Here is a 23,868-nt window from a genome sequence, read left to right as displayed (position 1 = left end):
AACAAAGTTAAACAATTAAAATTGAATTATTTTATGAACCTTATGTTTGCGCAAATAGGATTGAATAATTGTTTTGGTATCGCGATTGTGTTGCATCGGAATGATGATGTTTTTCAAAATTTCAATGTTATTCACTTGGTAATTCAAATCATAAAAACAGTAGCCTTTGTAAATGCCATTTTCAATTAACACAGCGGTTCTTTCGTCATAAGTTCTTCCTCGGTCGAGAATTACCATGTTGTTGTTTTCAAACGAATTTTCTTCTATGAATTCCAACACACGTTCGTTGTAACTTTCTGGAAGTTCTTCGCCCACACAAGCACCATTACATTCTTTGATTTTGTATTGAAAACATCCGTTTTGAGTATCATACAAGCCATTGATTTTCTGACACAAATTGTATTTCTCGGTTATCTTGAAAAGCGCATTTTTTCCTTCCTGAAGTGATGTAAAAGAGGTGATTTCTTTCTTTCTTCCATCAGCTTTTTCAACGGTTAAAGAAATGTAACCTTGTTCGTTTTTATGTTGATATAAGGCATATTGGAAAATACTTTTGCGTTGGGCTCTGTTATAAATCGGTTTGTTGATTTTTATTTCTTCGCTTTCTTTTAAAAGAGCAATTAATTCACTTCCAGTTTCTTCAAAAGTTACGGTATAAACATCGCGTTGTATTTTTTTACTCTTGCTTGAAGTACCTGTGAAATGTTGGTTGACACGTTTTTTGATGTTTTTACTTTTTCCGATGTAAATCAAATCGCCTTTTTCATTGTGAATGTAATAAATTCCTGTTTTGGAAGGTAAATTCTCCACAATATCTAACAATTTCGGCGACATTCCCGATTTGATTTCGGTTTTAATGAAACTTTTTACAATCTCTTTTTCAATGTCTTTCACCAATAACATTTTGAATAACTTTACCGTAGCCAAAGCATCACCACTTGCACGATGTCTATCTGCCATTGGAATTCCAAGCGAACGCACCAATTTCCCTAAACTATACGATTCTTGTCCCGGAATTAACTTTTTAGCCAATTCTACCGTACAAAGGGTTTGTTTTTTGAAATCGTAACCTAAACGTCGAAACTCGGTTTTCAAAATACGGTAATCGAAAGAAGCATTGTGAGCCACAATAACACAACCTTCTGTAATTTCGATAATTCTTTTGGCTACTTCATAGAATTTAGGAGCACTTCTAAGCATAGCGTTATTAATCCCAGTTAACTTAACAACAAAGGGTTGTATCGGTTTTTCAGGATTTACAAGGCTAATGAATTGATCGATTACTTCGTGGCCATCAAATTTATAAATGGCTATTTCGGTAATACCTTCTTCATTGTATTGCCCTCCAGTGGTTTCTATGTCGATGATTGCGTACAAAAAAGTGATTAGTAATTAGTGAATAGTGATTAGTTTTTTTTATTCAAATTTCTCTTATCTGCTGCCAAAGATACTACTTCCAATTCGAACCATCGTACTTCCGCATGAAATTGCAAGTTGATAATCGCCCGACATTCCCATGGATAATATTTTCATATCGATGTTTTCTGTAGAGACGCGATTAATCGCGTCTGTACGTGTAATAAGATTATCAAAAATCGTCTTCAAATGTTTGAATTCTTTTTCGATTTGGTTTTGGTTTTCGGTAAACGTAGCCATTCCCATTAAACCTACGATTCTTATATTTTTAAAATTATCCTTGTCATGCTGAACTTGTTTCAGCATCTCGTCTAATTCTTGTTCGTCTAAACCAAATTTACTTTCTTCTTCCGCAATATAAACCTGAAGCAAACAATCAATCACACGATTGTTCTTGGCAGCTTGTTTGTTGATTTCTTGCAATAATTTCAAACTATCTACACCGTGAATCAAACTTACATAAGGCGCCATGTATTTGACTTTATTGGTTTGCACGTGACCAATCATGTGCCATTCGATGTCTTTTGGCATGACTTCCCATTTATCGGTCATTTCTTGAATTTTGTTTTCTCCAAAAATACGTTGGCCAGCATCATACGCTTCCATTAAATCTGCTACAGGTTTGGTTTTTGAAACCGCAACTAAGGTAACGTTTTTGGGAAGTTCCGATTTTATGTTATTCAGGTTTTTTGAGATTGACATTATTCAGTCTTTTTATTGTTTAGATAATCAATTAATAAAGAATTTAGTTTGTTTCTAAGTTTTATTGAAAATGGATTTTCAATTTCTTTGAAAGAATGAATTTTATTTTCATTCAAATTAGTTTCAAATCTTTCTTCAATTTTAGTTTTTATATCCGTTTTTACAATGTAAATATTTATTAAGATTGGGTTATCATTAGAAAAATAGAATTCGAAGAAATAATTTAATTTCGTCTCTTTATCACTAGAATTTTCTTCATATGTTGAATAAACTAATTTATCATTAGAAAAAATCTCTGTACTATTGAAACCTCCAATTGTTTTTTTGTTTTTTTTTATAACTCCACTCGATTGAATTTTGTTTTTTGAAGTTTTAGCAATACTGTCAATTTTATGAATAGTTAATTCTTTCTCTTGCGAAAAACAAAAGTTAACAAACAATAAAAAGAATATTATTTTTTTCATTTTTATGTGATTTCTCCTCTGTCGAAATGACAAAGTTGTGTCTTTTTTCTTTTCTCTTGCTTCTTTTTTCTAAAAAACCTACAACTCATACACCACCAAACCACTTCTAAACTTCGGTTCGATATACGTTGATTTAGGAGGCATGATTAAGTTGTTATCAGCTAATGCTTTGATTTCGTTAATATCGGAAGGGTAGAGCATGAAGCCCACTTCAAATTCACCTTCGTCGATTAAATCTTTTATAACGGATATCGATTGCTTTCCCGGAATGTAATCGATACGTTCGTCGTTTCTTAAATCTTCGATTCCTAATAATGGGAAAAGGACTTTGTCGTATAAAATTTGGGCGTCTAAATTGTCTAAAATAGAAGCTTGTTGGTGATTTTCTTTTTTGTAGAACAACGCATAAAAACTTCCGTCTAAGTACATCCCAAATTCAAACTTATTTTGAGGTTTCCAAATTTCTTGGTCTTTTGCTATGATAACGAAATGTTCTGATAATTTTTTAATGAAAGTATCTTTCGATAATCCATTCAAATCGCGAATTAATCGGTTGAATTCGTAGATTTTTACGTTGCTTTCGGCAATTAAGAAACTCATGAAATAATTTATATTTTCGTTGCCCAAATGTTTGTCTTGCTTGAACAACAATTCCGCCGAAGCCGAACGATGGTGTCCATCGGCTATGTATAAATTTGGAATGTTTTCGAAATGTTCTTGCAACCAATCGATTTCTGATTGCGTATCAATTTTCCAAAGCGTGTGTTTTTCTTTATTGGTTGTCGAATATTCGTAAACAGGTTTACTCTTTTTTCTTAACGCAATAAACGTATTGATTTCCACACTATCGGGATACGTAATCAAAACTGGTTCCGTATTAAAATTGGTTTGATGCAAATAATCTTTGAACAATTCCACTCGGTATTGCAAGGTGTCTTCGTGCTTTTTGATAACGTTATTTTGGTAATCTTTCACCGAAGTTCCCGCAATAATTCCCGTAAAAGTTTGTCCTTTTGACTGGATTTCGTACAAATAAAAAACAGGATGTTCTTCTTCAATCAGAATTTGGTCGTGTTTAAAATCTTGATATTTATTGGCAACGGCTTTAAAACGCTTTTCTAATGACACTTTTTGTGCATTAGCATAAGCAGGATGAATCACATGCAAAAACGAATAGGGATTGAAATCCAACCAAGCAGCAAGCTCAGCCGAACTATAATCGTCATACGTTCTACAGGTTACCAATGCCACTTTATCTTGCGCTGGTCGTACTGCTTTGAAAGGTTTTATTTTGGCCATTTTGTTTAGTTTACAGTCTCAGTCGCAGTATTCAGATTAACTGCGACTGGAAACTGCGACTGATTACTTTGTAAATTGTTTCGAAACTTTCTCTGCTTTTTTGCTTTCTGAGTAATCGTAGAAACCTTCTCCTGATTTTACTCCTAATTTCCCTGCCATTACCATGTTTACTAATAAAGGACATGGAGCATATTTTGGATTTTTGAATCCGTCGTACATTACGTTTAAGATAGATAAACAAACGTCTAATCCGATGAAGTCAGCTAATTGTAATGGTCCCATTGGGTGTGCCATTCCTAATTTCATTACCGTATCAATTTCGTAAACACCACCAACACCGTTGTATAACGTTTCGATAGCTTCGTTAATCATAGGCATTAAAATTCGGTTAGCTACGAAACCTGGATAATCGTTAACTTCTGTTGGAACTTTTCCTAATTTCACTGATAAATCCATGATGATTTTAGTTACTTCATCTGAAGTATTATAACCACGGATAATTTCAACCAATTTCATAATCGGCACCGGATTCATAAAGTGCATTCCGATTACACGTTCTGGATGCACTACGTTAGCTGCGATTTGTGTAATTGAAATCGAAGAAGTATTCGTAGCTAAAATTACGTTATGATCACAAACTTCGCTTAATTGTTTAAAAATATTGAATTTCAATTGTACGTTTTCTGTAGCGGCTTCCACTACTAAATCACAACCTACAACGCCGTCTTTAACGTCAGTATACGTGATAATATTTCCGATTGTTTTGTGTTTGTCTTCTTCGGTGATACTTCCTTTTGCTACCATACGGTCAAGGTTAGCAGCGATAGTTGCCATTCCTTTTTCTAATGATTTTTCTGAAATATCGATTAATTTTACGGTGAATCCGCTTTGCGCGAACGTATGAGCAATTCCGTTACCCATAGTTCCTGCTCCGATTACTGCGATTGTGTTCATTATATTATTTTGGTTTCAAGTTTAAAGTTTCAAGTTAGTTTTTGTTGCTTATTTCTCCATTGATTGAATAATCATATGGGCTACTCTTAAAGCCTCAGTACCATCTTCTAAAGTTACGATTGGAGTGGTATTATTGTTGATAGCATCCGCGAAGGTTTCTAATTCGTCCAAAATCGCGTTGTTAGCATCCACTTGCGGATTATCAAAATAGATTTGTTTTTTAACACCTTCAGCATTTTGTAAAATCATATCGAAATCACCTGGAACTTCGGGTGCGTCTTTCATGCGAACCACTTCGCACACTTTATCTAAATAATCTACTGAAATGTAAGCGTCTTTTTGGAAGAAACGCGATTTACGCATGTTTTTCATTGAAATTCTGCTCGAAGTAATGTTGGCTACACAACCGTTTTCGAACTCAATTCGTGCATTTGAAATATCCGGTGAATCTGAAATTACAGCAACACCACTTGCATTAACTGATTTTACTTTCGATTTTACAACGCTCAAAATGGCATCAATATCGTGAATCATCAAATCCAAAACCACTGGAACATCAGTTCCACGAGGATTGAATTCCGCCAAACGATGGGTTTCAATAAACATTGGATTGTTGATTTTATCTTTCACGGCAGTAAATGCTGGATTGAATCTTTCCACGTGTCCAACTTGACCTTTTACGTTGTGTTTTTTTGCTAAAGTGATGATTTCTTCTGCTTCGGCAACAGTATTTGAAATTGGTTTCTCGATGAAAATGTGCTTTCCAGCTTCGATAACTTGTTTGGCACATTCAAAATGTTGCATCGTAGGTGTTACGATATCTACTACATCAACTGCAGCGATTAAGTCGGCAATAGAATCGAATTTTTTATAGCCAAATTCAGCTGCTACTTTGTTGGCGTTTTCTTCAAAAGCGTCATAAAAGCCTACTAATTCGTATTTTTCAGATTGATTTAATAATCGCAAATGTATTTTTCCTAAGTGACCGGCACCTAAAACTCCAACTTTTAGCATAAAAAATAATTTTATCAAAAGTACGATTTTAGTTGAAAGTGCAAAAGTTTAAATTCCGAAAGTTTATTAAAAAGTTACTTCGTATTTCGATTTGTTTTTTGAGATTTTAAAGCTATTTTTACCCAACTAAAATGGTACCCAAATTGAAAGATACTAATAAACATCAAGGACTTCGAAATCAGTTGGTAAAGCAATTGGAAGAAAAAGGAATTACCGACAAAAATGTGTTGGCGGCTATTAGTAAAGTTCCGCGTCATCTCTTTTTGAATTCTAGTTTTGAAGATTTTGCTTATCAAGACAAAGCATTTCCTATTGGAGCTGGGCAAACCATTTCCCAACCTTATACAGTTGCATTTCAATCACAATTGTTAGAAGTACAAAAAGATCATAAAATATTAGAAATTGGTACCGGAAGTGGGTATCAAACTGCAGTTTTGTGTGCTATGGGTGCTAAAGTGTATTCGGTAGAACGTCAGAATGAACTCTTTAAATCTACAACTGTTTTATTACCAAAACTAAATATTAGACCCAAGCATTTAACCTTTGGAGATGGGTATAAAGGACTTCCAAATTTTGCTCCTTTTGATGGAATTATTGTGACTGCCGGAGCTCCGTTTATTCCACAACCTTTGATGGCGCAATTAAAAATAGGAGGTAGGTTAGTGATTCCTGTCGGCGAAAAAGAGCAAATCATGACATTGTTGATTCGTAAAAACGAAACGCAATTTGAAAAACATGAATTTGGAGATTTCCGTTTTGTACCACTTTTAGAAAATAAAAACTAATTAGCGAAGATTCGTTAATTTTTGTTTTAAAATTTCCAATTCGTCTAAAATGGAAGTAATTTCTTTTTCTTTCGAGGAATTGCCGACTTCAATGCCTTTTTCTTGAAGAATTTCGGTAATAGCTTGAATGGCAAAAGGATTCAAATCGAAGTTATGGTCTAGTTTTACTTTATACCAAGCGACTAGTAATGGTTTCAAATCAATTTCTAAAATTTGGGCAAGGGCTTGAATTTGTTTTTTGGTTGGAATACGAAATCCGTTTTCAAACTTACTGATTAAGGCTTGATCGATTTTCGCGATTTCGGCTAATTTTCGAGTTGAAAGTTCTTTATCTATTCGGGCTTGCTTTAAAATTTCCTTCATGAAATAATGATTAGAAACTTTTCTTAATTCGATCTAAATCGCGCTTAGTATCTTGTTCTTTTAATGATTCGCGTTTGTCATAGTTTTTCTTACCTCTGCATAAGGCAATGTCTAATTTAGCCAATCCTTTTTCATTGGTAAACAAACGAAGCGGTACAATCGTCAAACCTTTGTTATCCGAATCTTTATTTAACTTTTTAAGTTCGCGTTTGTTCAATAGCAATTTACGTTCACTTTTAGCTTTGTGATTGTAATGCGTTCCATATAAATATTCTTCAATATGGGAGTTAATTACGAATAATTCACCGTCATGAAATTCGCAAAAACTTTCAGCAATAGAAGCTTTTCCGAGACGAATCGATTTGATTTCGGTTCCGGTTAAAACGATTCCAGCGGTATATCTGTCTAAAATTTCGTAATCGAATTTAGCTCTTTTGTTAAGTATGTTAACTGTTTTTTGCATAGCGACTACAAATGTAAATCAAAATTATAGCATTTTAAAATGATAATTAGCGATTAATAATTTTTAAACAATGATTTATATCAGTTTTTATGTTTTTTACTCCCTATATCTTTGACTTATAATTTTAAACTAAACAAAATGAAAAAAATAGTTTTTGCTTTAATGGCTATGTCTTTGATGACAGTAAATTTTGTAAATGCACAAGATAAAGAAGAAAAATCAAATGATTTTAAAAAATGGCAAGTTCGTGTTAGAGCACTTGGTGTAGCTCCTGATGAAAGCGCTACAATTGGTGTAATTGGAGGTGATGTTAATATTTCTAATACCATTGTTCCAGAGTTAGACTTCACTTATTTCTTTACCAAAAATTTTGCAGCTGAATTAATCCTTGGGACTACAAAACATAATGTAGAAGCTGTTAATACAGTAGCTGGAAATGTTGACTTAGGAAGTGTTTGGTTATTACCTCCAACATTAACTGGTCAGTATCATTTTTACACATCAGATAGTAAAGTTTTTAAACCTTATGTAGGAGCTGGTGTAAATTATACATTTTTCTACAATGTAAAATCAGGTGCAGTTGCAGATGTTAAATATGATAATGCTTTCGGATTTGCTGCTCAATTAGGTTTTGACTTAATGTTGGATGATAAATTTTTCATTAACGTAGATGCAAAAAGATTATTTTTAAATACAGATGTTACAGTTGATGCTTCTAATTTAGCGCCTGGTTTAATTGTTCCCGCTGATGTAGATATCAATCCTTGGTTACTTGGAGTAGGTGTTGGAATGAAGTTTTAACAGTTTATTGGTTGGTTTTAAGAGAAAAGAGGCTATTAAGCCTCTTTTTTTTGGCATATATTTTGATTCAAAATTATAAGAATTTTAACTTAAAATAAACTTACTAAAATACACTTTATGATGTTTTTTTTATAATTTTATGGAATTAACCTAACTAATTGAAATATGTATATGGATTTTGAATTAATAGACAAAGAATTAATACCCAATTTAAATTTTCCTAAAGTTGAAGTACTAGAAGATAAAGATGCTATTTTGAGTCGTAAGAATGATTTAGATAGAGCTCTTTCATTGGGGAATTTAGAGCACGTTAAAATTAAAATTTATTTTGAAGATGATGCTTCAAAAAAGATGGTAGAAACAACCATATGGGGCGTAACAGATGAACGAGTAATTTTAAAACAAGGAGTAGTTATACCAGTTAAAAGAATTCACAAAATTGTTTAATAATTTATATAGATTAAAATGAAAAAAATCGCACTTTTTGGATTATCGTTAATGTTAAGTTTAGGAGCATTAGCTCAAGAACCAAAGGAAACTAAAGAAGCAAAAAAAGCTAAGGAAGAACAACTTGAAAAAAACAAGAAAAAGTTTGAAGATAGAAAAAAAGAGATAAAAGCAAAATCTGAATCTGAAAAAAAAGAAAACAAGAAAAAAAATAAAGAAGCTAAAGAAGATGTTTTAAAAGCAAAAAAAGAGTCAGACGAAAAAGTAGCTAAAACAAAAAAAGAAGTGAAATCTAATAGTGCTTCTGAAAGAGGACAAGTAAAATCTGCTGAAGGAAAAGCAAAATCTGAAAGCAACAAAGCTGAAGCTAAAGTGAAAACTTCAGAAAAGAAAGTTAAGAAAGCTTATAACGAGGATAAAGAAGATTAGAAATTAATGGTGTTCAAAAAAATTTTCAAAACCAAAGATTGAATTATGAATTAAGAAAATATAATTTGAATTTATTTAGTTCAAAGAATTAACCGTAACCCAGTAGCGATAAGCAATAATTGCCTTTTGCCATTTTTTTGCTTTAATAGGATCTAATCCTTGTTTAGTGAAACTCGGTAAAAGCGCTTTGTTTAGCTTGGCTAATAGTTTGAACATCTTTTAAATTTTTGACAAAGATATAAAAATAAAAAATCCCGATTGACTTGGGATTTTTTTGTTATTTGGTTTCAATAATTATTTTTTTTATTCTTTTCTTTTCTTTTGGTGACATTTCATCTTCAATAATGATTAGGTCTTTAATTTTTTCAAACTCATAATTTTTAAAGAAATCAATATTGTCTTCCAGAATTTTACCTTTTAATTCTAATTTCAGTTGTTTTAAATAGTGCGTAGGATAGCCTGGGAACTTAATTTTGTCACCATCAAAAACAACAACATCATCACCATTTTTTATGGTTATAACTCTTGGTTTTGGTTTATCGCTACTAATCTTTTTGAATTCAAATGGTTTTAAATTTTCATTCTTAGTTTCTAAAATAATGATATCATTTTCAGTTTTATTCTGACTTTTATTAATGGTTATGTTTATTTTTTTTAAATCTTTATAATCAATATTGTTTAATTCTGATTGTTTATATTCAACCCCATTAAATATTATTTTTGATTTTGAAAGATCTATATTTTGGTCTTTAGCTAAATCTTCAATAAATTTTTCAGTACTTGGTGGACCTGCTTGATAACTTATTCCCCAACTAGTATTAGCGATTTTGTCTTCTTCTTTTTTAGTCAATAATTCATAATAAATTTCGCCTTCTTTTTTATCAATGTTGTATTTTGATTTTAATTCTTTTTCATCTAGTTCTTTTAAAACATCTAATTCTTGATCTAATGGAATTTTAATTTTGTCATTTTCTGATTGTAGTTTTCCGTTGATAATCATTTTTACTTTTTTTCCATTTTTAACCATATTATCAATTGTATAGCCTTCGGAATTTGAATCGGCTTCAATTGATTCATCTAAAGAAATATATTTTCCAGTAACTAAATTTGAAACTTCTTCAAATCCAACACTTTTTTCTTCATTCTTGTCCTCTTTTATGAAAATTTTAATTGGTTGAATTGGTTTGTCACCTTTTACAATTTTTATATTTTTAGATTTAGAATTCTTTTTAGAGGAAAATTCTAATTTAATTTCGATGATTTCTCCTTCTTTATTACGTTTTAAATTGCTGATTTTTAAAGTGAACTCATCACCTTTAAATGCATTTTCAATTTCTTTAATTTCAGTATCTGAAGTTTTAGAGGTAACAATATGAGAATAATCCACTTCAACAGCATAAGCTGTTACTTTTGAATTTTCTTTTACTTGCGCCACTGTTTCAATTTGGAATAATAAGATGAAACCTACTAATAGCGGAAGAATAATTCCGTACTTCCAAGCATTTCTTTTGTGGGATTGATTTGTGTGTAACATAACGATTCGTTTTTTGATTAATGATTGATAAAATTGATTTGTAATACTTAAGTCGTGTTGATGAGTCACTACTTTTAATAAGGTTCTTTGATATTTGTATTTGTTTTCGATTTGCTGAAAAGTTTCGTTATCGGCAATAAATTCTAAGTTTTGTAACATCGCTTTTCGATACAACCAAACGATTGGGTTTGCCCAAAAGAAAGCACAAAACAGTTTTGAAAGCAATACATCAATGGAATGTTTTTGCTTCACATGAATGCTTTCGTGCGTTAAAATATGTTGGAATTCTTCTTTAGAGAATCGATTCGGATTAATCACAATGTAATGAAAAAACGAAAATGGATTTTCCGTTGTATCAGAATGAATTAAGATATAATTGGTTTCTTTTTGCTTTTCATTTTTACGGATTCTATTAAAAAAGGATGCCAATTCAAAAGTAATTTTCATCAATAGTAAGATTGAAATTACTGTATAAACTGTAGTTAAAATTAAAGTCCAATCTAAAGTTGTTTCCTGAATAGGAGATTCAAACGCATTGTTATTAGCATAAAATACCTCTTCATATACCACTGGAATTGGTGTTGGTTCCATCCAAATCGTTTTTGTAAACGTAATCAAAGGTAAAATCAAAGACAATACCAAACCGCTAATCAAATACCAACGATTGGTGGTAAAAAAGGTTTCTTTTCGGAGAAATAAAACGTACATCAAATAAAACAGAATGATGAGTCCGTTTGCTTTTACAAAATAGAGCAGTAGATTTTCCATGCTATTTCTTTTTTTCGATTAATGCTAAAATTTCACGAAGTTCATCTGCCGAAATCTTTTCTTCTTCAGCAAAAAAGGAAACTAAATTTTTGTACGAACTATTGAAATAATTTTCAATAGCGGTATTCATGAAGGTTTTTCGGTAATCTTCCAATTTAACGATAGGAAAGTACTGATGCGTTTTTCCGTAAGCATTATGACTTACATATCCTTTTTCCTCTAAATTACGAACAATAGTAGAAAGCGTGTTGTAATGAGGTTTATCATCAGTGATTTCTTCCATGATATCTTTTACAAAAGCTTTTTTAAGCTTCCATAAAATATGCATGATTTCTTCTTCTTTGTTGGTTAGTTTTTGCATGACTTATCGTTTTGATAAATCAAATCTATAACTATATTTTTAGTTTCACAACTGTTTTTATAGTTATTTAACTAAATTTTTAGTTTTAAAGATTTCTTGGAGGTTCTTTTGCTACTATTTTTTTGGTCCAAATGAAAAGTAAAACACCAATAACACCAAGAGTTCCCATAAAAAACCAGTTGGTTTGATAACTGAATAAAGAAATAATTTCCATTCCTGTTTTGGCACTTAAAATATGAGCCAAACTATAACTCATCGTAAAAATGGCCATGTAACGACCTTCGTGACCTTTAGGAGCGCGACTCATGGCAAAAGAATTCGAAAATGGAAAAGCGAACATTTCAGCAAATGTCATGAAAATCATCATGATAATTAAAATGCCAGCCCAATTGTTTACTAATAGCAAATAAATACTTATCGCCATTGCCAAACAACCATACGTAATGACTTTTAGTTTGTTGATTTTATGTTTTTCGATATAACTCACGATTGGCATTTCTAGTAAGAAGACCAAAACACCATTTAATGTCAATAACAATCCAGTTTGAAATTCACTTAAGTTGAATTGTTCTTTGTGATATAAAGGAATAGTTGTAAACAATTGGAAAAATAAAATTCCTGTAATTAAAGTTCCCGTTAAGAAAATCCAAAAAGGGGTGTCTTTAAAAACCGAATGGGTTAACACTTCGCCAGGATGTTCCTTATCTGTGTATTTTGATTTTTTCTTTTCTTTGACTTTAATCCAAAAAATTAATATCGCCAAAATACAACTGGCACCATCTACCCAGAACAATCCTTTATAGCCAACACTCATAATTAACAAGCCTCCAAGTGCTGGACCTGCTGCAAAACCTAAATTAATGGCTAATCGCACTAACGTTAAAGCGCGCGTTCTATTTTCGGGTTTGGCGTAAGCTCCTAAAGATACAAACATGGCGGGACGAAACATGTCGGCAACGGTCATGATTAAAAACATGGCGATTATTAAACCTTCGAAGCTCGTTATAAATTGTAAACCAAAAAAAGCAAATCCACTAGTTAATAAACTGAAAATCATGATTTTGTAAAACCCGATTTTATCTGATAATTTTCCGCCTAACCAAGATCCTAAAATGGAACCACAACCAAAACTCACCATAATCCATCCGACTTGGCTGTACGAAAAATGTAAATCTTCTTTCAAGTATTTTGACAAGAAAGGAAGCACCATAGTTCCGGCACGATTGATGAAAGTTATTAAGGTAAGAATCCAAATTTCGCGAGAAAAGCCTCTGAAATTATCGATATATTTATGGAAAGCGCGTTTTAACATGACTTTGTTTCTGTTGCAAAATTACGAAAGCGATACGCAATAAAATGTTATAGAAATTATATATTTTTGTAAAAAATGAATTCTATGAAAAAACTTTTGATTTTCCTATTCTGTTCGGCTTTTGCGTTTGCACAAAAAGACTTGACTTATGCTGAAAAATTTCAAGCGGAACTGAATCAAAGTTTTGCGGATTCATTGAAAAGTCCTTTAATGAAAGAAGATTTCAAATCTTTTAAAGGTTTAGATTTCTTTCCTTTGAATGAAAAATATATTGTAGAAGCTACTTTTATCCGAACTAAAAAGGAGAAAGCTTTTAGAATGAAAACCACAACTTCTAGAACGCCATTGTATGTGAAATATGGTGAACTTCATTTTACTATCGAAGGTAAAAACTTAAAATTAAATGTTTACAAGAACCTAGATTTATCAAAAAAATTGGGTTATGAAGACTATTTGTTTCTACCTTTTTCCGATTTAACTTGCGGAAAAGAAAGCTACATTGGTGGGAGATACGTAGATATGAAAGTACAAAAGGGGAAAACTTGGACTATTGACTTCAACAAAGCTTACAATCCGTATTGTGCCTATAATTATGAATATTCGTGTCCGATTGTGCCTTTAGAAAATGATTTGGATGTCGAAATATTAGCAGGAGTAAAGAAATTTCATGACTAAATTCATTAACCTACACACGCACAAATTTTCAAATCTTCCAGACGTGATGGAAATCGTTAATCAATATCCGTGGGAATTTGATACTTCAATTCCAAACTATTCTATTGGGATTCATCCTTGGTATATCGATAAAAATCGTTTGGAAGCTGATTTGAAAATTATTAAACAAAAACTTCAATTAGATGAATGTTTAGCATTAGGAGAATGCGGATTAGATAAACGAATTGAAATTCCATTAGACTTACAAATTTCAGTTTTTAAGAAACAATTGGAAATCGTAAAGCAGACTAATAAACCAATTATTTTACATTGTGTTGCGGCTTATGACGAGGTGATTGCTATCAAGAAAGAAATGAAAATTGAGAACCCGATGATTATTCACGGATTTTCAAAAAATGAACAAGTTGCGCAAACACTACTGAAAAATGGATTTTATCTTTCGTTTGGAAAATACTTACTTCGTAATCCAGATTTAGAAAAAGTGTTTACTTTTGCACCCAAAAATCAAATTTTATTAGAAACGGATACGATTGAAGAATCCATTTATCAAGTGTATGACAAAGCGGCTTCAATAAAAGAAATTTCTTTAGAAGAAATGAAATCAATTGTTTTTAATAATTTCTCAACAATTTTTAACTACAAATAATAAATAAAAAAAATGGCTAAGTGGAAAGAAAGAGCAGTGTTATTATTTAAAGAAGAAGGTATTCAACGATTAGAAAACGCCAATGTTTTGGTAGTTGGATTAGGTGGAGTAGGGAGTTTTGCTGCTGAATTTTTAGCTCGTGCTGGTGTAGGGAAAATGACAATTGTAGATGGAGATGTTGTGGATATTACCAATATTAATCGTCAATTGCCTGCTTTGCATAGTACAGTTGGGCAACCAAAAGTAAAAATTGTAGGGGATCGATTGATGGATATTAATCCCGATTTAAGATTAACTCGTATTGAAGAGTTTTTATCACCAGAACGCGCTTTTGAATTGGTAACACCAGATTTTGATTATGTTTTAGATTGTATCGATAGCTTAACACCAAAAATCAATTTGATTGTGGCTTGTAAACGCAAAAAAGTCAAAGTAATAAGTAATATGGGAGCAGGAGGTAAGTTTGAAGCCGAAAAAGTGCGTGTAAAAGACATCAGCAAAACCGATTATTGTCCGTTGGCAAAGCAAGTAAGAAAGCGCTTAAAGATGGAAGGAATTTCTAGCGGGGTTAAAGTGGTTTATTCTTTTGAAAGACCCGATTATGATAGTGTAAAAATGACAGATGGTTCTAATTTTAAAAAGTCGTTTTATGGAACGAATAGTTGGATGCCCGCTTTATTTGGTTTGCATGCTGCAGAAACAGTTGTTAAGCATTTAATAGGAAAAAATAAATAAAAAAGAATCCCGATGAAAATCGGGATTTTTTTGTTTTATTGTTTTGAAGTTACTTCAGTAGAAGTTGATGTAACTTCATTTGATGTGTCTGTTTTTGATTTGGGAGCGTATTCTATTCTCCTTACAGGAAGATAAAGTTCTGTGACCCACTTAGATGGTTTACGCTCATTCGGTAAGCTAACTTTATAGATTTCGATGAATTTTCCTAATGAAGGTTCTTCTTTTAGTTTATTTTTTTTAGCAAATGCACGTGCTTTACTCCAAGCCTCTTTACGATGTGAATAATCACCTACTAAAGTTGTTTTAACGGCTAAGAATTCATCAAAATGTCCACCAGAAATCTCACTTCCAGGAGTGGTTAAAATTTCCTCTTCTACAGGAACACACATAGCAAAAACAATTTCTTTTTTATTAAGATTTATGTTTTCGTATGTTATAAATGGTAATCCTAAAATGACAATTTCATTCTTTTTTACAAATTGCATCATGTTTTGCAACATTTTTTTAGAAACTTTATGAAAGTCTTCCGTGTTACAAGTATCTATTTGCTGGATATAATTGGTCATGTGTTTTGTTACAGCACCATTTACTTTTATTTCATATGATGTAAGCTCTTTAATCAAGTAGTTATCAATATTTTGAAGGCCATTATTTAATTCTTTACCTAAAACGCTTCCAACCCCTCCTTGTACTACGCTTAAGAATTTAAGTTTAAAATTTAAACTCCCTTTTATTTCCCAAGTAACCAAGACTCCATCTTTAGTTTTTTGAAAACGCATTGAAGATTTATTTGCAATCCCTGAAATATTTATAAGTTGCGATAAACTGTCATTAGAGGTTAATGTTAAATTTTTCAGAGTTGCGTTAGATTTCCATGGCGACCAATCTTGGAACGAGGTAGAATCTGAAACAAAGGAAAAAACAATATCCTTGGAAACTTTAATTTCTTTTGAACGTGTGATTTTATAATCTCCTTTTTGAGTAGCAACAAAGACCATAAAGGCTACACTAAAAAGAAGTAAAAGAAGTAATATGTATTTTAAAATTCTCATTTTAGGGCGTTGTGTTTTTTCAAAAGTAAGTAATTTAATCTTTCATCAAAACTTTTATCAAAAATAGTAAGCCAATGAAGCCTAAAAAACCTAAAAATACCCAATATGTTCCTTTATAGAACGGTTTCATTTGTTTTAAATCTTTTCGATATACAATTATCATTGTTGTTATAAATGTTATAACAAAGAAAATAGCAAAGTACATTTGGCCTGTTGAAAACATATTGAAAATTTTCACAAAAGTAAGAATTATATAATATCATTTTTTCTATTTTTATTGAAAATTACACATCTAATTATGCAAAAACAATTAAAAGCAGTAAAGTTATTTCACGAAACCTATGGTTTAGGGGTGAGTGAAGAAATAATAGCCGATTTAGGAGCTTTAAAAAACGAACTTCGTTTCAATTTAATGAAAGAGGAAAATGAGGAATATTTAGAAGCAGTTCAAAATAATGATATTGTTGAAGTAGCCGATGCTTTAGGTGATATGTTGTATATTTTATGTGGAACAATTTTAGAACACGGCTTACAACATAAAATTGAAGAAGTTTTTGATGAAATTCAACGTTCTAATATGAGTAAATTGGGCGAAGATGGTAAACCTATTTACCGTGAAGACGGAAAAGTTATGAAAGGTCCCAATTACTTCAAGCCTAATTTTTTGGATATTTTAAAATAAAAAAAAGGCGATTTCAATTTTGAAATCGCCTTTTTTAAATATTTCTAACTTCTTATATTTTAACAGTCCACCCGAAAGTGTCTTCTGCTAATTTATATTGAATATTAGTTAATTTTTCTTTGATTTCAAGCGCCATTGAATTTTCTAATTTAGGTAATTCGTAATAGTGGTCTTGGAATGAAAATCCGACAATTGGATTAATTACAGCAGCAGTTCCTGCTCCAAAAATTTCTTTTAGAGTGCCGTTTTTAGCAGCTTCTACAATTTCATCCACTAAAATTGGTCTAACTTCAACTCTAATATTTTCTCTTTTTGCTAATTCGATAACACTTTTACGAGTTACACCATCTAAAATTCTTTCACTTGTAGGAGCCGTGTATAAAGTATCATCAATTCTGAAGAAAACGTTCATAGTTCCAGCTTCCTCTAGCTTGGTATGTGTAGCGTCGTCAGTCCAAATAATTTGTTGGAAACCTTGATCGTTAGCTAATTTTGTTGGATAGAACTGAGCAGAATAGTTTCCAGCAGCTTTGGCAGCACCAATTCCACCGTTTGCGGCTCTACTGTAATAATCTGCAATAATAACTTTTACTTCACCTGAATAGTAAGCTCTTGCAGGCGACAAAATGATCATGAATCTATATTCTTGAGAAGGAGCGGCAATTACCCCATGACCAGTAGCTATCATGAAAGGACGTATGTATAAGCTATTCCCTTTTCCTTTTTTTACCCATTCTTTTTCGATTTCTAATAAACGGTGTAAGCCTCCTAAAAATACATCTTCAGGAACTTCCGGCATTGCCATTCTTGTTGCACTTTTATTGAAACGATGAAAGTTTTCATCAGGTCTAAATAACCAAACATCATCGTTTTGATCTTTATATGCTTTCATTCCTTCAAATATAGCTTGACCGTAATGAAAAACTTTAGAAGACGGATCAATCATAAAAGGCGCATAAGGTTCAATAACAGGCTTTTGCCACTTTCCATCTGTATAATCACAAACTAACATGTGGTCAGTAAATACATTTCCAAAAGTTAAGTTTTCAAAATCGATTTGATTAATTTTTGATTCAGGAACCGAAATAATTTCGATATCGTTTAAAGTTTTTAATTCCATTAGGTTCAAACAGTTATGTTGTTTAATTTTTGTATATTCTATAAAAAAAGAGATGAATCATACATTTTGGTTGCAAATTTACTAAAAAAAAGAAGTTTTTATTTGGGTTAGTAGAAAAAATATTATCAGGTCACCAATTAGTTGTGATGAATATTTTTCTTCGAAATTATATTTAATTTTGATAATACATCATTTTAAAAACATGTAGTTATGGTAGAAAATTAAAAAAATGGTTATTTTTGTTGCGTAATCTTTATAATCATGAAAAAAATTAAATTCATTTTAGCTATTTTAGCTATTTTATTAACTTTTCAAGTTGAAGCCCAAAAACCTAATAAATCAACGGTTAATAATCTTCCTGGATATGCGTCATTTGGAGAGAAATTTACTCCTAACAAAGTTCTTTCAAAAGATGCTATGTTGAAAAAATATAAAAATTTGAAAAAAGGAGATTCTATTCCGGTTCAATTTAAGACTACTATTAATTCAGTTTGCAAGAAAAAAGGATGTTGGATGAAATTAGATTTAGGAAAAGGTGAGTCATCATTTGTTAAATTTAAAGATTACGGTTTTTTCGTTCCTTTAAATGCTGACGGTAATGAAGTTATTGTTAACGGATATGCTTTTGTTGATATCGTAACTGTTGATGAATTAAAGCATTATGCTAAAGATGGTGGAAAATCAAAAGAAGAAATTGCAAAAATTAAAAAACCAGAAGTAACTTATTCTTTTACAGCTACTGGTGTTTACATTAAAAAGTAATTTATGAAATTAATTAAAGTAGCTTTTTTACTTGTTATTCTTGGATTTCAATCTTGTCAGAAAGATAAACAAATAGAAAACACGAATGAAAATCTTGTGGAGGAATCTGTTGATTCTTCTGAAAATGAAGAATTTGAAATGTACGAAATGTCAGAAATGGCAGCTTTAATGGAGCAAATGTATGTAGATAATCAACGTTTAAAAGACAGAATTATAAATGGTGATACTGTTGGTAAGTTCCCTCAGCATTTCGTCAAGATTCACAAAGCTGTTATGACAGACGAGCATGATAAAGATGCTTTTTTTGATGAGCAAGCTCAAAAATTTATTCAAGCACAGGAAATGATTTATAAAGATCCTAAAAACGTTAAGGAACATTTTAATAAGGGTGTGGATGCCTGTATACAATGTCATCAAGTGAAATGTAGTGGACCAATACCTAGGATAAAAAAATTATACATTAAATAAATATAGGAAGGGTTTATTAAAACCCTTTTTTTTATGATATGAAAAGAGAGATTATAGTTACTAATGATGGTTCAACCACAATTCGAATTCCAGATTGGGATGAGAATTATCATTCTACTCATGGAGCCATACAAGAGGCAAAACATGTTTTCATTAAAAATGGACTGGATTTATTTCAAAATCACAAATCAATTTCGATTTTAGAAATAGGTTTTGGAACGGGATTGAATGCTTTTATAACTTTTTTGGAAACATGGAATAAAAAAACAGTAAACTATGTAGGAGTAGAGGCGTATCCGGTATCTATTGAAGAGATAGAGCAATTAAATTATGTTTCTGAATTAGGAGTTTTTGAATATCAAAACATTTTTGGAATTATGCATTCTAGTGAATGGGAAATCGAACAAAATATTGCTAAAGATTTTACACTTACCAAGAGAAAACAGTTTTTTCAAGATATAGGTGATAAAGAAAAATTTGATTTGATTTATTTTGACGCATTTGGTTTTCAACTACAGCCAGAATTATGGAGTGAAACTATATTTAAGAAAATGTATAAAGCGCTTTTACCTAATGGTGTATTGGTTACCTATGCTTGTCGTACACCTATTAAAAAAGCGATGTTAAGTGCCGGATTTTCAGTTGAAAAATTACCTGGAGCTCCAGGTAAAAGAGAAATGTTACGAGGAACAAAGAGTATATAATCCTTCTGGAAAATAATATTTTAGTAAAATTTTAGCATTTTTTTTATGCAATTAATTTTTTTTAATGCCATTTTTGATTAATTTTACAATATGTTCTTACCCACAAGTCTAATCATTTAACTAAAAGAGTTATGCCCAGACCAATGTTTTCTTACACCAAGTCAATTTTGGAACGTGTTAGTTTTGACCCCAAATTATTTTGTAAAGAATTAGAGAAAGCCGTTAGAACTTTATTGCCTTATGAAATAGATCAATTAAGAGAATGGCTTTTACAGTTTACAAAAGAAAAGCCTGAATTAAGACAATGTTTAATCTACATTAATTAAAATACAAGTCCCGATATTATTATCGGGACTTTTTTTATTTAGATTTTGGACTTATAATTTCTACATCACTGAAAGCTATAGCTCCTCGAACAACTCCAGATATGGTATCACGAAGCGCATTTATGATATGAATTTTTAATTCGTTTTTTGGATAAATTAAACTAACTTCTCTAGCTGGCTTTGGATCTTTAAATGATTTTAATTTAGTTTTACTTTTATCGTTCATGTCTAAAGTATGTAAATAGGGAAGTAATGTAGTACCCAATCCTTCGTCGGCCAATTTAATTAATGTTTCAAAGCTTCCACTTTCAAGTTGAAAATGACTATCTGCAATGAATTTATTGTTTTTACATAAATTTAATATTCCATTTCTGAAGCAATGACCATCTTGAAGTAGCAGTATTTTGTCTAAATCTAAATCTGAAATTTCGATTTCTTTTTTGTCAATAGATGCATGATTGGAAGGAACATAGGCTACAAAAGGCTCGTAGTAAAGAACAATTTCTTTTAAATTATCCTCTTCAAGTGGGGTTGCTGCAATCGCACAATCCAAATGACCATTCTTTAATTTCTTTATTATTTCTTCAGTAGTTTGTTCTTCAATAATGAGATTAACTTTAGGATATTTTTTGATAAAATTATTTAAAAACATCGGCAATAAAGTAGGCATTATTGTCGGTATGATACCCACTTTAAATTCTCCACCAATGTAGCCTTTCTGTTGATCTACAATATCTTTTATACGTCCAGCTTCATTTACTATATTTTTTGCTTGATTTACAATTTTTTCTCCAACCTCAGTTAGTAATATCGGTTTTTTGCTTCTATCAAAAATCAAGATGTCAAGTTCATCTTCTAATTTTTGTATTTGCATACTTAAAGTGGGTTGAGTAACAAAACATTTTTCAGCTGCTAAAGTAAAATTTTTGTGTTCGGCAACTGCTAGTACGTAATAAAGTTGAGTAATTGTCATTATTAGATAATTTGATACAAATATAAAAACTATCAATTAAATTTATAGCTTAAAGGTATTAAAATTTGTAAATTTGACATATAAAATTAAAATTTATGAAGTTAAATAGTCTAGGTTTTCCAGTTGAACAAACTAATGAATTGATAAAAGAATTAAATGGTTTGCTTTCTAATTTTCAGGTTTATTATCAAAATTTGAGAGGGTTGCATTGGAATATAAGAGGTAAACGTTTCTTCGATTTACATCTAAAATTTGAGGAGTTGTATAATGATAGTCAGTTAAAGATTGATTTAATTGCCGAACGTGTTTTAACTTTAGGAGGAACACCATTACACACTTTTTCAGATTATGTTGCAAATAGTAAACTTCGAGTAGGTAAAGATATATCAAATGATGTTGAGGCCATTGAGTTGATATTAGAATCGTTAAGTATACTTTTACAAATAGAGCGATCCATTCTAAATAAAGCATCAGAAATTAATGATGAGGGAACTAATTCTATGATGAGCGATTTTATCAGCGAGCAAGAAAAGACCAATTGGATGTTAAAAGCTTGGATGGAAGAAGATATTTAAAAAAACTATCGCCTTAGCGTGGTTTTTTATAAAAAAATTAAGAAAAAGTTTTTTTTGAAATACTAAATTCGCGATATGAAATTATTTGTGAATTTATTTCTATTTATATTTATTTCTTTTTTATCGACCCCAACAATTATAGGGATAGTTAATAAAGAAGTTAATATTTCTTACTTCTACAATATGTGTGAAGAAGAGGAAAATCACGCTCCATTTAATGAAATAAAAACTGTACCTTTTGCTAATTATTCTTTTTTAGTTTTTTCAACATCATATATTGAAAGACTAGATTTTGTAGTGGAACATATAATTAGTTTTGATAATCTAGCACATCAAATTTTTTCTCCGCCTCCAAACATTTTATAATACTAATAATTTTTTTTCATCACTCTTATAAAGAGGGATGCTCTTCTATTAACGTATTATAAAATTATCCATGAATAATCATTCTATTTTTTCCAATGTAAGAGGAGATCTTGCAGCGGGTCTTGTTGTTTTTTTAGTAGCATTACCATTGTGTCTAGGTATTGCTTTAGCTTCTGGTGCGCCCCTTTTTTCAGGTATAGTTTCAGGAGTAATTGGAGGTGTAGTGGTAGGCTTTTTAAGTAATTCGTCTTTAAGTGTTACCGGTCCAGCAGCTGGATTAACTGCTATTGTTTTAACCGCGATTACAGATTTGGGAAGTTTCGATATTTTCTTAGTTGCTGTAATTTTGGCAGGTTTAATTCAAATTGCTTTGGGATTTTTAAAAGCAGGTAGTTTTTCAAATTATTTTCCTACAAGTGTAATTGAAGGTATGCTGACAGCGATTGGAATCATTATAATTCTAAAACAAATTCCTCATGCTTTTGGTTACGATATTAATAATGAAGGTGACTTTTTTTACATAGAGAAGTCTGGAAATTCCACTTTAGACACTTTAATTGAGTCTGTAAATTACATTCATAATGGAGCTTTAATAATTACTTTATTATCGTTGGCCATTTTAATTACATGGGAAAAAGTTCCTGCTTTAAAAAAGTTAAAAGTAATTCCAGGAGCTTTAGTGGTCGTTGTTATTAGTATTTTATTGAACGAATTTTTCATTCAATCCGGTTCAAGTTTAGCGATTATTACCCAAAATCATCTTGTAAATCTTCCCACTTTTGCGGAAATTCAAAACGAATTTTCTTTACCTAATTTTTCTGCATTAACAAACGAAAAAGTTTGGATAGTAGCTTTAACGATAGCCGTGGTAGCCTCTATAGAAACCTTATTATGTGTTGAGGCTACCGATAAATTAGATCCTTATAAAAGATTCACAGATACTAATAGAGAATTAAAAGCACAAGGAATTGGAAATTTATTGAGTGGATTATTAGGTGGATTACCAATGACTTCGGTAGTGGTTCGTTCGTCTGCTAATATTAATTCGGGTGGAAGAACTAAATTATCCACTATTTTTCATGGATTTCTTTTAATTAGTTTTGCACTTTCTATTCCGTTTATTTTAAATAAAATCCCTTTAGCGGCTTTAGCAGCGGTTTTATTAATGGTTGGGTATAAATTGGCAAAACCAAGTGTTTTTGTGCATTTATGGCAAAATGGATATTCCCAGTTTATACCCTTTTTAGTCACGGTTTTAGCAGTTGTGTTTATCGATTTGTTAAAAGGTGTTGGTATTGGATTAGGAATAAGTATTATTTTTATATTATATCAAAATCTAAAAATTGCCTATTCTTTCAAAAAGGAGTCTTTCAAAGATGGAGATATAATTACCATGAAATTGGCTCAAGAAGTTTCCTTTTTAAACAAAGCAGCTATAAAAAATACTTTGGCGAGTATTCCTAGAGGTTCAAAGTTAATTATCGATGCTTCCAATACAAAATATATCGATTTTGATGTAGTCGAACTCATAAAAGATTTTAGAAACATAAAGGCCGATGACAAAGAAATAGATTTAACTTTGAAAGGTTTTAAAGAACAATACAATCTAGATACAGTTGAATTCAAACATATTAAAATTAAAGAAGCAAAAGAAGCAATATAATCAAGAATC

General features: G+C 31.1%; 30 protein-coding genes. 15 read left to right on the top strand and 15 right to left on the bottom strand.

Going from position 1 to position 23,868, the window contains the following annotated elements; all coding sequences use genetic code 11:
- Window positions 1-15 precede the first annotated feature (15 nt).
- The 6 genes from NAT47_RS06705 to NAT47_RS06680 form a co-directional block, all read right to left on the bottom strand.
- Complete coding sequence (locus NAT47_RS06705; protein WP_250581573.1) at window positions 16-1,377, bottom strand: exonuclease domain-containing protein; 1,362 nt, start codon at window positions 1,375-1,377, stop codon at window positions 16-18.
- A gap of 54 nt (window positions 1,378-1,431) precedes the next feature.
- The gene (locus NAT47_RS06700; protein WP_250581572.1) at window positions 1,432-2,118 is read right to left on the bottom strand and encodes a YggS family pyridoxal phosphate-dependent enzyme; all 687 of its coding nucleotides are present in this window, start codon (window positions 2,116-2,118) and stop codon (window positions 1,432-1,434) included.
- On the bottom strand, window positions 2,118-2,582 hold the full coding sequence (locus NAT47_RS06695; protein ID WP_250581571.1) for a hypothetical protein: 465 nt from the start codon (window positions 2,580-2,582) through the stop codon (window positions 2,118-2,120). The genes NAT47_RS06700 and NAT47_RS06695 overlap by 1 nt, the downstream gene beginning before the upstream one ends.
- Window positions 2,583-2,660: 78 nt before the next feature.
- Entirely contained in the window at window positions 2,661-3,881 is a 1,221-nt protein-coding gene (locus tag NAT47_RS06690; RefSeq protein ID WP_250581570.1) for a DUF1015 domain-containing protein, read from the bottom strand.
- 63 nt (window positions 3,882-3,944) lie between these two features.
- Window positions 3,945-4,835, bottom strand: coding sequence for a 3-hydroxyacyl-CoA dehydrogenase family protein (locus NAT47_RS06685; protein WP_250581569.1), 891 nt, complete (start codon window positions 4,833-4,835; stop codon window positions 3,945-3,947).
- Window positions 4,836-4,883: 48 nt separating this feature from the next.
- Complete coding sequence (locus tag NAT47_RS06680; RefSeq protein ID WP_250581568.1) at window positions 4,884-5,849, bottom strand: Gfo/Idh/MocA family protein; 966 nt, start codon at window positions 5,847-5,849, stop codon at window positions 4,884-4,886.
- Window positions 5,850-5,992: 143 nt separating this feature from the next.
- On the opposite strand from NAT47_RS06680, the gene NAT47_RS06675 reads away from it, so the two are divergent.
- On the top strand, window positions 5,993-6,634 hold the full coding sequence (locus NAT47_RS06675; protein WP_250581567.1) for a protein-L-isoaspartate(D-aspartate) O-methyltransferase: 642 nt from the start codon (window positions 5,993-5,995) through the stop codon (window positions 6,632-6,634).
- Here NAT47_RS06675 and NAT47_RS06670 read toward each other — a convergent pair whose 3' ends face one another.
- Together NAT47_RS06670 and smpB are read right to left on the bottom strand one after the other, a co-directional pair.
- The gene (locus NAT47_RS06670) at window positions 6,635-6,997 is read right to left on the bottom strand and encodes a helix-turn-helix domain-containing protein (protein WP_250581566.1); all 363 of its coding nucleotides are present in this window, start codon (window positions 6,995-6,997) and stop codon (window positions 6,635-6,637) included.
- Between the two features lie 10 nt (window positions 6,998-7,007).
- The gene (gene smpB, locus NAT47_RS06665; RefSeq protein ID WP_250581565.1) at window positions 7,008-7,460 is read right to left on the bottom strand and encodes an SsrA-binding protein SmpB; all 453 of its coding nucleotides are present in this window, start codon (window positions 7,458-7,460) and stop codon (window positions 7,008-7,010) included.
- Between the two features lie 138 nt (window positions 7,461-7,598).
- On the opposite strand from smpB, the gene NAT47_RS06660 reads away from it, so the two are divergent.
- The 3 genes from NAT47_RS06660 (at window position 7,599) to NAT47_RS06650 (ending at window position 9,137) form a co-directional block, all read left to right on the top strand.
- Window positions 7,599-8,261 (top strand): OmpW/AlkL family protein, encoded by a 663-nt coding sequence (locus NAT47_RS06660; RefSeq protein WP_250581564.1) that lies wholly within the window; start codon window positions 7,599-7,601, stop codon window positions 8,259-8,261.
- A 171-nt stretch (window positions 8,262-8,432) separates the two neighbouring features.
- A complete protein-coding gene (locus NAT47_RS06655; protein ID WP_317236581.1) occupies window positions 8,433-8,708 on the top strand; it encodes a hypothetical protein in 276 nt (91 codons plus the stop codon).
- An 18-nt stretch (window positions 8,709-8,726) separates the two neighbouring features.
- Window positions 8,727-9,137 carry a hypothetical protein gene (locus NAT47_RS06650; RefSeq protein ID WP_250581562.1) on the top strand — a complete coding sequence of 137 codons (411 nt, stop codon included), beginning with the start codon at window positions 8,727-8,729 and terminating at the stop codon, window positions 9,135-9,137.
- Between the two features lie 75 nt (window positions 9,138-9,212).
- Here the strand turns inward: NAT47_RS06650 and NAT47_RS06645 are convergent, their stop codons facing one another.
- The 4 genes from NAT47_RS06645 to NAT47_RS06630 form a co-directional block, all read right to left on the bottom strand.
- Window positions 9,213-9,353, bottom strand: a complete 141-nt coding sequence (locus tag NAT47_RS06645) for an SsrA-binding protein (protein WP_250581561.1) — start codon at window positions 9,351-9,353, stop codon at window positions 9,213-9,215.
- A 61-nt stretch (window positions 9,354-9,414) separates the two neighbouring features.
- Window positions 9,415-11,439, bottom strand: a complete 2,025-nt coding sequence (locus NAT47_RS06640) for a M56 family metallopeptidase (protein ID WP_250581560.1) — start codon at window positions 11,437-11,439, stop codon at window positions 9,415-9,417.
- A 1-nt stretch (window position 11,440) separates the two neighbouring features.
- The gene (locus NAT47_RS06635; protein WP_250581559.1) at window positions 11,441-11,800 is read right to left on the bottom strand and encodes a BlaI/MecI/CopY family transcriptional regulator; all 360 of its coding nucleotides are present in this window, start codon (window positions 11,798-11,800) and stop codon (window positions 11,441-11,443) included.
- Window positions 11,801-11,885: 85 nt separating this feature from the next.
- Window positions 11,886-13,112, bottom strand: coding sequence for an MDR family MFS transporter (locus tag NAT47_RS06630; protein WP_250581558.1), 1,227 nt, complete (start codon window positions 13,110-13,112; stop codon window positions 11,886-11,888).
- Window positions 13,113-13,196: 84 nt separating this feature from the next.
- On the opposite strand from NAT47_RS06630, the gene NAT47_RS06625 reads away from it, so the two are divergent.
- Genes NAT47_RS06625 through NAT47_RS06615 form a run of 3 tightly spaced genes read left to right on the top strand, consistent with a single transcriptional unit; the run spans window position 13,197 to window position 15,168 of the window.
- Window positions 13,197-13,787: a DUF1684 domain-containing protein gene (locus NAT47_RS06625; protein ID WP_250581557.1), complete on the top strand. Its 591-nt coding sequence runs from the start codon at window positions 13,197-13,199 to the stop codon at window positions 13,785-13,787.
- On the top strand, window positions 13,780-14,433 hold the full coding sequence (locus NAT47_RS06620) for a TatD family hydrolase (protein WP_250581556.1): 654 nt from the start codon (window positions 13,780-13,782) through the stop codon (window positions 14,431-14,433). Before NAT47_RS06625 ends, NAT47_RS06620 begins: the two co-directional genes overlap by 8 nt.
- Before the next feature lie 12 nt (window positions 14,434-14,445).
- Complete coding sequence (locus NAT47_RS06615) at window positions 14,446-15,168, top strand: tRNA threonylcarbamoyladenosine dehydratase (RefSeq protein ID WP_250581555.1); 723 nt, start codon at window positions 14,446-14,448, stop codon at window positions 15,166-15,168.
- Between the two features lie 35 nt (window positions 15,169-15,203).
- Here NAT47_RS06615 and NAT47_RS06610 read toward each other — a convergent pair whose 3' ends face one another.
- On the bottom strand, window positions 15,204-16,220 hold the full coding sequence (locus tag NAT47_RS06610; protein WP_250581554.1) for a GyrI-like domain-containing protein: 1,017 nt from the start codon (window positions 16,218-16,220) through the stop codon (window positions 15,204-15,206).
- A gap of 298 nt (window positions 16,221-16,518) precedes the next feature.
- Here NAT47_RS06610 and NAT47_RS06600 point away from each other — a divergent pair, with 298 nt between their 5' ends.
- The gene (locus NAT47_RS06600; protein ID WP_250581552.1) at window positions 16,519-16,902 is read left to right on the top strand and encodes a nucleoside triphosphate pyrophosphohydrolase family protein; all 384 of its coding nucleotides are present in this window, start codon (window positions 16,519-16,521) and stop codon (window positions 16,900-16,902) included.
- A gap of 52 nt (window positions 16,903-16,954) precedes the next feature.
- On the opposite strand, the gene NAT47_RS06595 is transcribed toward NAT47_RS06600, so the two are convergent.
- On the bottom strand, window positions 16,955-18,022 hold the full coding sequence (locus tag NAT47_RS06595; protein ID WP_250581551.1) for a branched-chain amino acid aminotransferase: 1,068 nt from the start codon (window positions 18,020-18,022) through the stop codon (window positions 16,955-16,957).
- A 261-nt stretch (window positions 18,023-18,283) separates the two neighbouring features.
- On the opposite strand from NAT47_RS06595, the gene NAT47_RS06590 reads away from it, so the two are divergent.
- From NAT47_RS06590 to NAT47_RS06575, 4 genes are all read left to right on the top strand, one after another.
- Window positions 18,284-18,784 (top strand): DUF4920 domain-containing protein, encoded by a 501-nt coding sequence (locus NAT47_RS06590; protein ID WP_250581550.1) that lies wholly within the window; start codon window positions 18,284-18,286, stop codon window positions 18,782-18,784.
- Window positions 18,785-18,787: 3 nt separating this feature from the next.
- Window positions 18,788-19,252 carry a hypothetical protein gene (locus NAT47_RS06585; protein WP_250581549.1) on the top strand — a complete coding sequence of 155 codons (465 nt, stop codon included), beginning with the start codon at window positions 18,788-18,790 and terminating at the stop codon, window positions 19,250-19,252.
- Between the two features lie 38 nt (window positions 19,253-19,290).
- A complete protein-coding gene (gene mnmD / locus NAT47_RS06580) occupies window positions 19,291-19,956 on the top strand; it encodes a tRNA (5-methylaminomethyl-2-thiouridine)(34)-methyltransferase MnmD (RefSeq protein ID WP_250581548.1) in 666 nt (221 codons plus the stop codon).
- A 131-nt stretch (window positions 19,957-20,087) separates the two neighbouring features.
- A complete protein-coding gene (locus NAT47_RS06575) occupies window positions 20,088-20,282 on the top strand; it encodes a hypothetical protein (RefSeq protein ID WP_250581547.1) in 195 nt (64 codons plus the stop codon).
- A 34-nt stretch (window positions 20,283-20,316) separates the two neighbouring features.
- Here NAT47_RS06575 and NAT47_RS06570 read toward each other — a convergent pair whose 3' ends face one another.
- A complete protein-coding gene (locus NAT47_RS06570) occupies window positions 20,317-21,255 on the bottom strand; it encodes a LysR substrate-binding domain-containing protein (protein ID WP_250581546.1) in 939 nt (312 codons plus the stop codon).
- Between the two features lie 95 nt (window positions 21,256-21,350).
- Between NAT47_RS06570 and NAT47_RS06565 the strand changes: the two genes are divergently transcribed.
- The 3 genes from NAT47_RS06565 (at window position 21,351) to NAT47_RS06555 (ending at window position 23,859) form a co-directional block, all read left to right on the top strand.
- Window positions 21,351-21,830, top strand: coding sequence for a Dps family protein (locus NAT47_RS06565; protein WP_250581545.1), 480 nt, complete (start codon window positions 21,351-21,353; stop codon window positions 21,828-21,830).
- 75 nt (window positions 21,831-21,905) lie between these two features.
- Window positions 21,906-22,196 carry a hypothetical protein gene (locus NAT47_RS06560; RefSeq protein WP_250581544.1) on the top strand — a complete coding sequence of 97 codons (291 nt, stop codon included), beginning with the start codon at window positions 21,906-21,908 and terminating at the stop codon, window positions 22,194-22,196.
- 70 nt (window positions 22,197-22,266) lie between these two features.
- Window positions 22,267-23,859, top strand: coding sequence for a SulP family inorganic anion transporter (locus NAT47_RS06555; protein ID WP_250581543.1), 1,593 nt, complete (start codon window positions 22,267-22,269; stop codon window positions 23,857-23,859).
- Window positions 23,860-23,868 lie beyond the last annotated feature (9 nt).

The sequence above is a fragment of the Flavobacterium fragile genome, from assembly GCF_023634865.1.
GTDB classification, from domain to species: domain Bacteria; phylum Bacteroidota; class Bacteroidia; order Flavobacteriales; family Flavobacteriaceae; genus Flavobacterium; species Flavobacterium fragile.
This window is presented reverse-complemented; position numbering and strand designations above follow the sequence as displayed.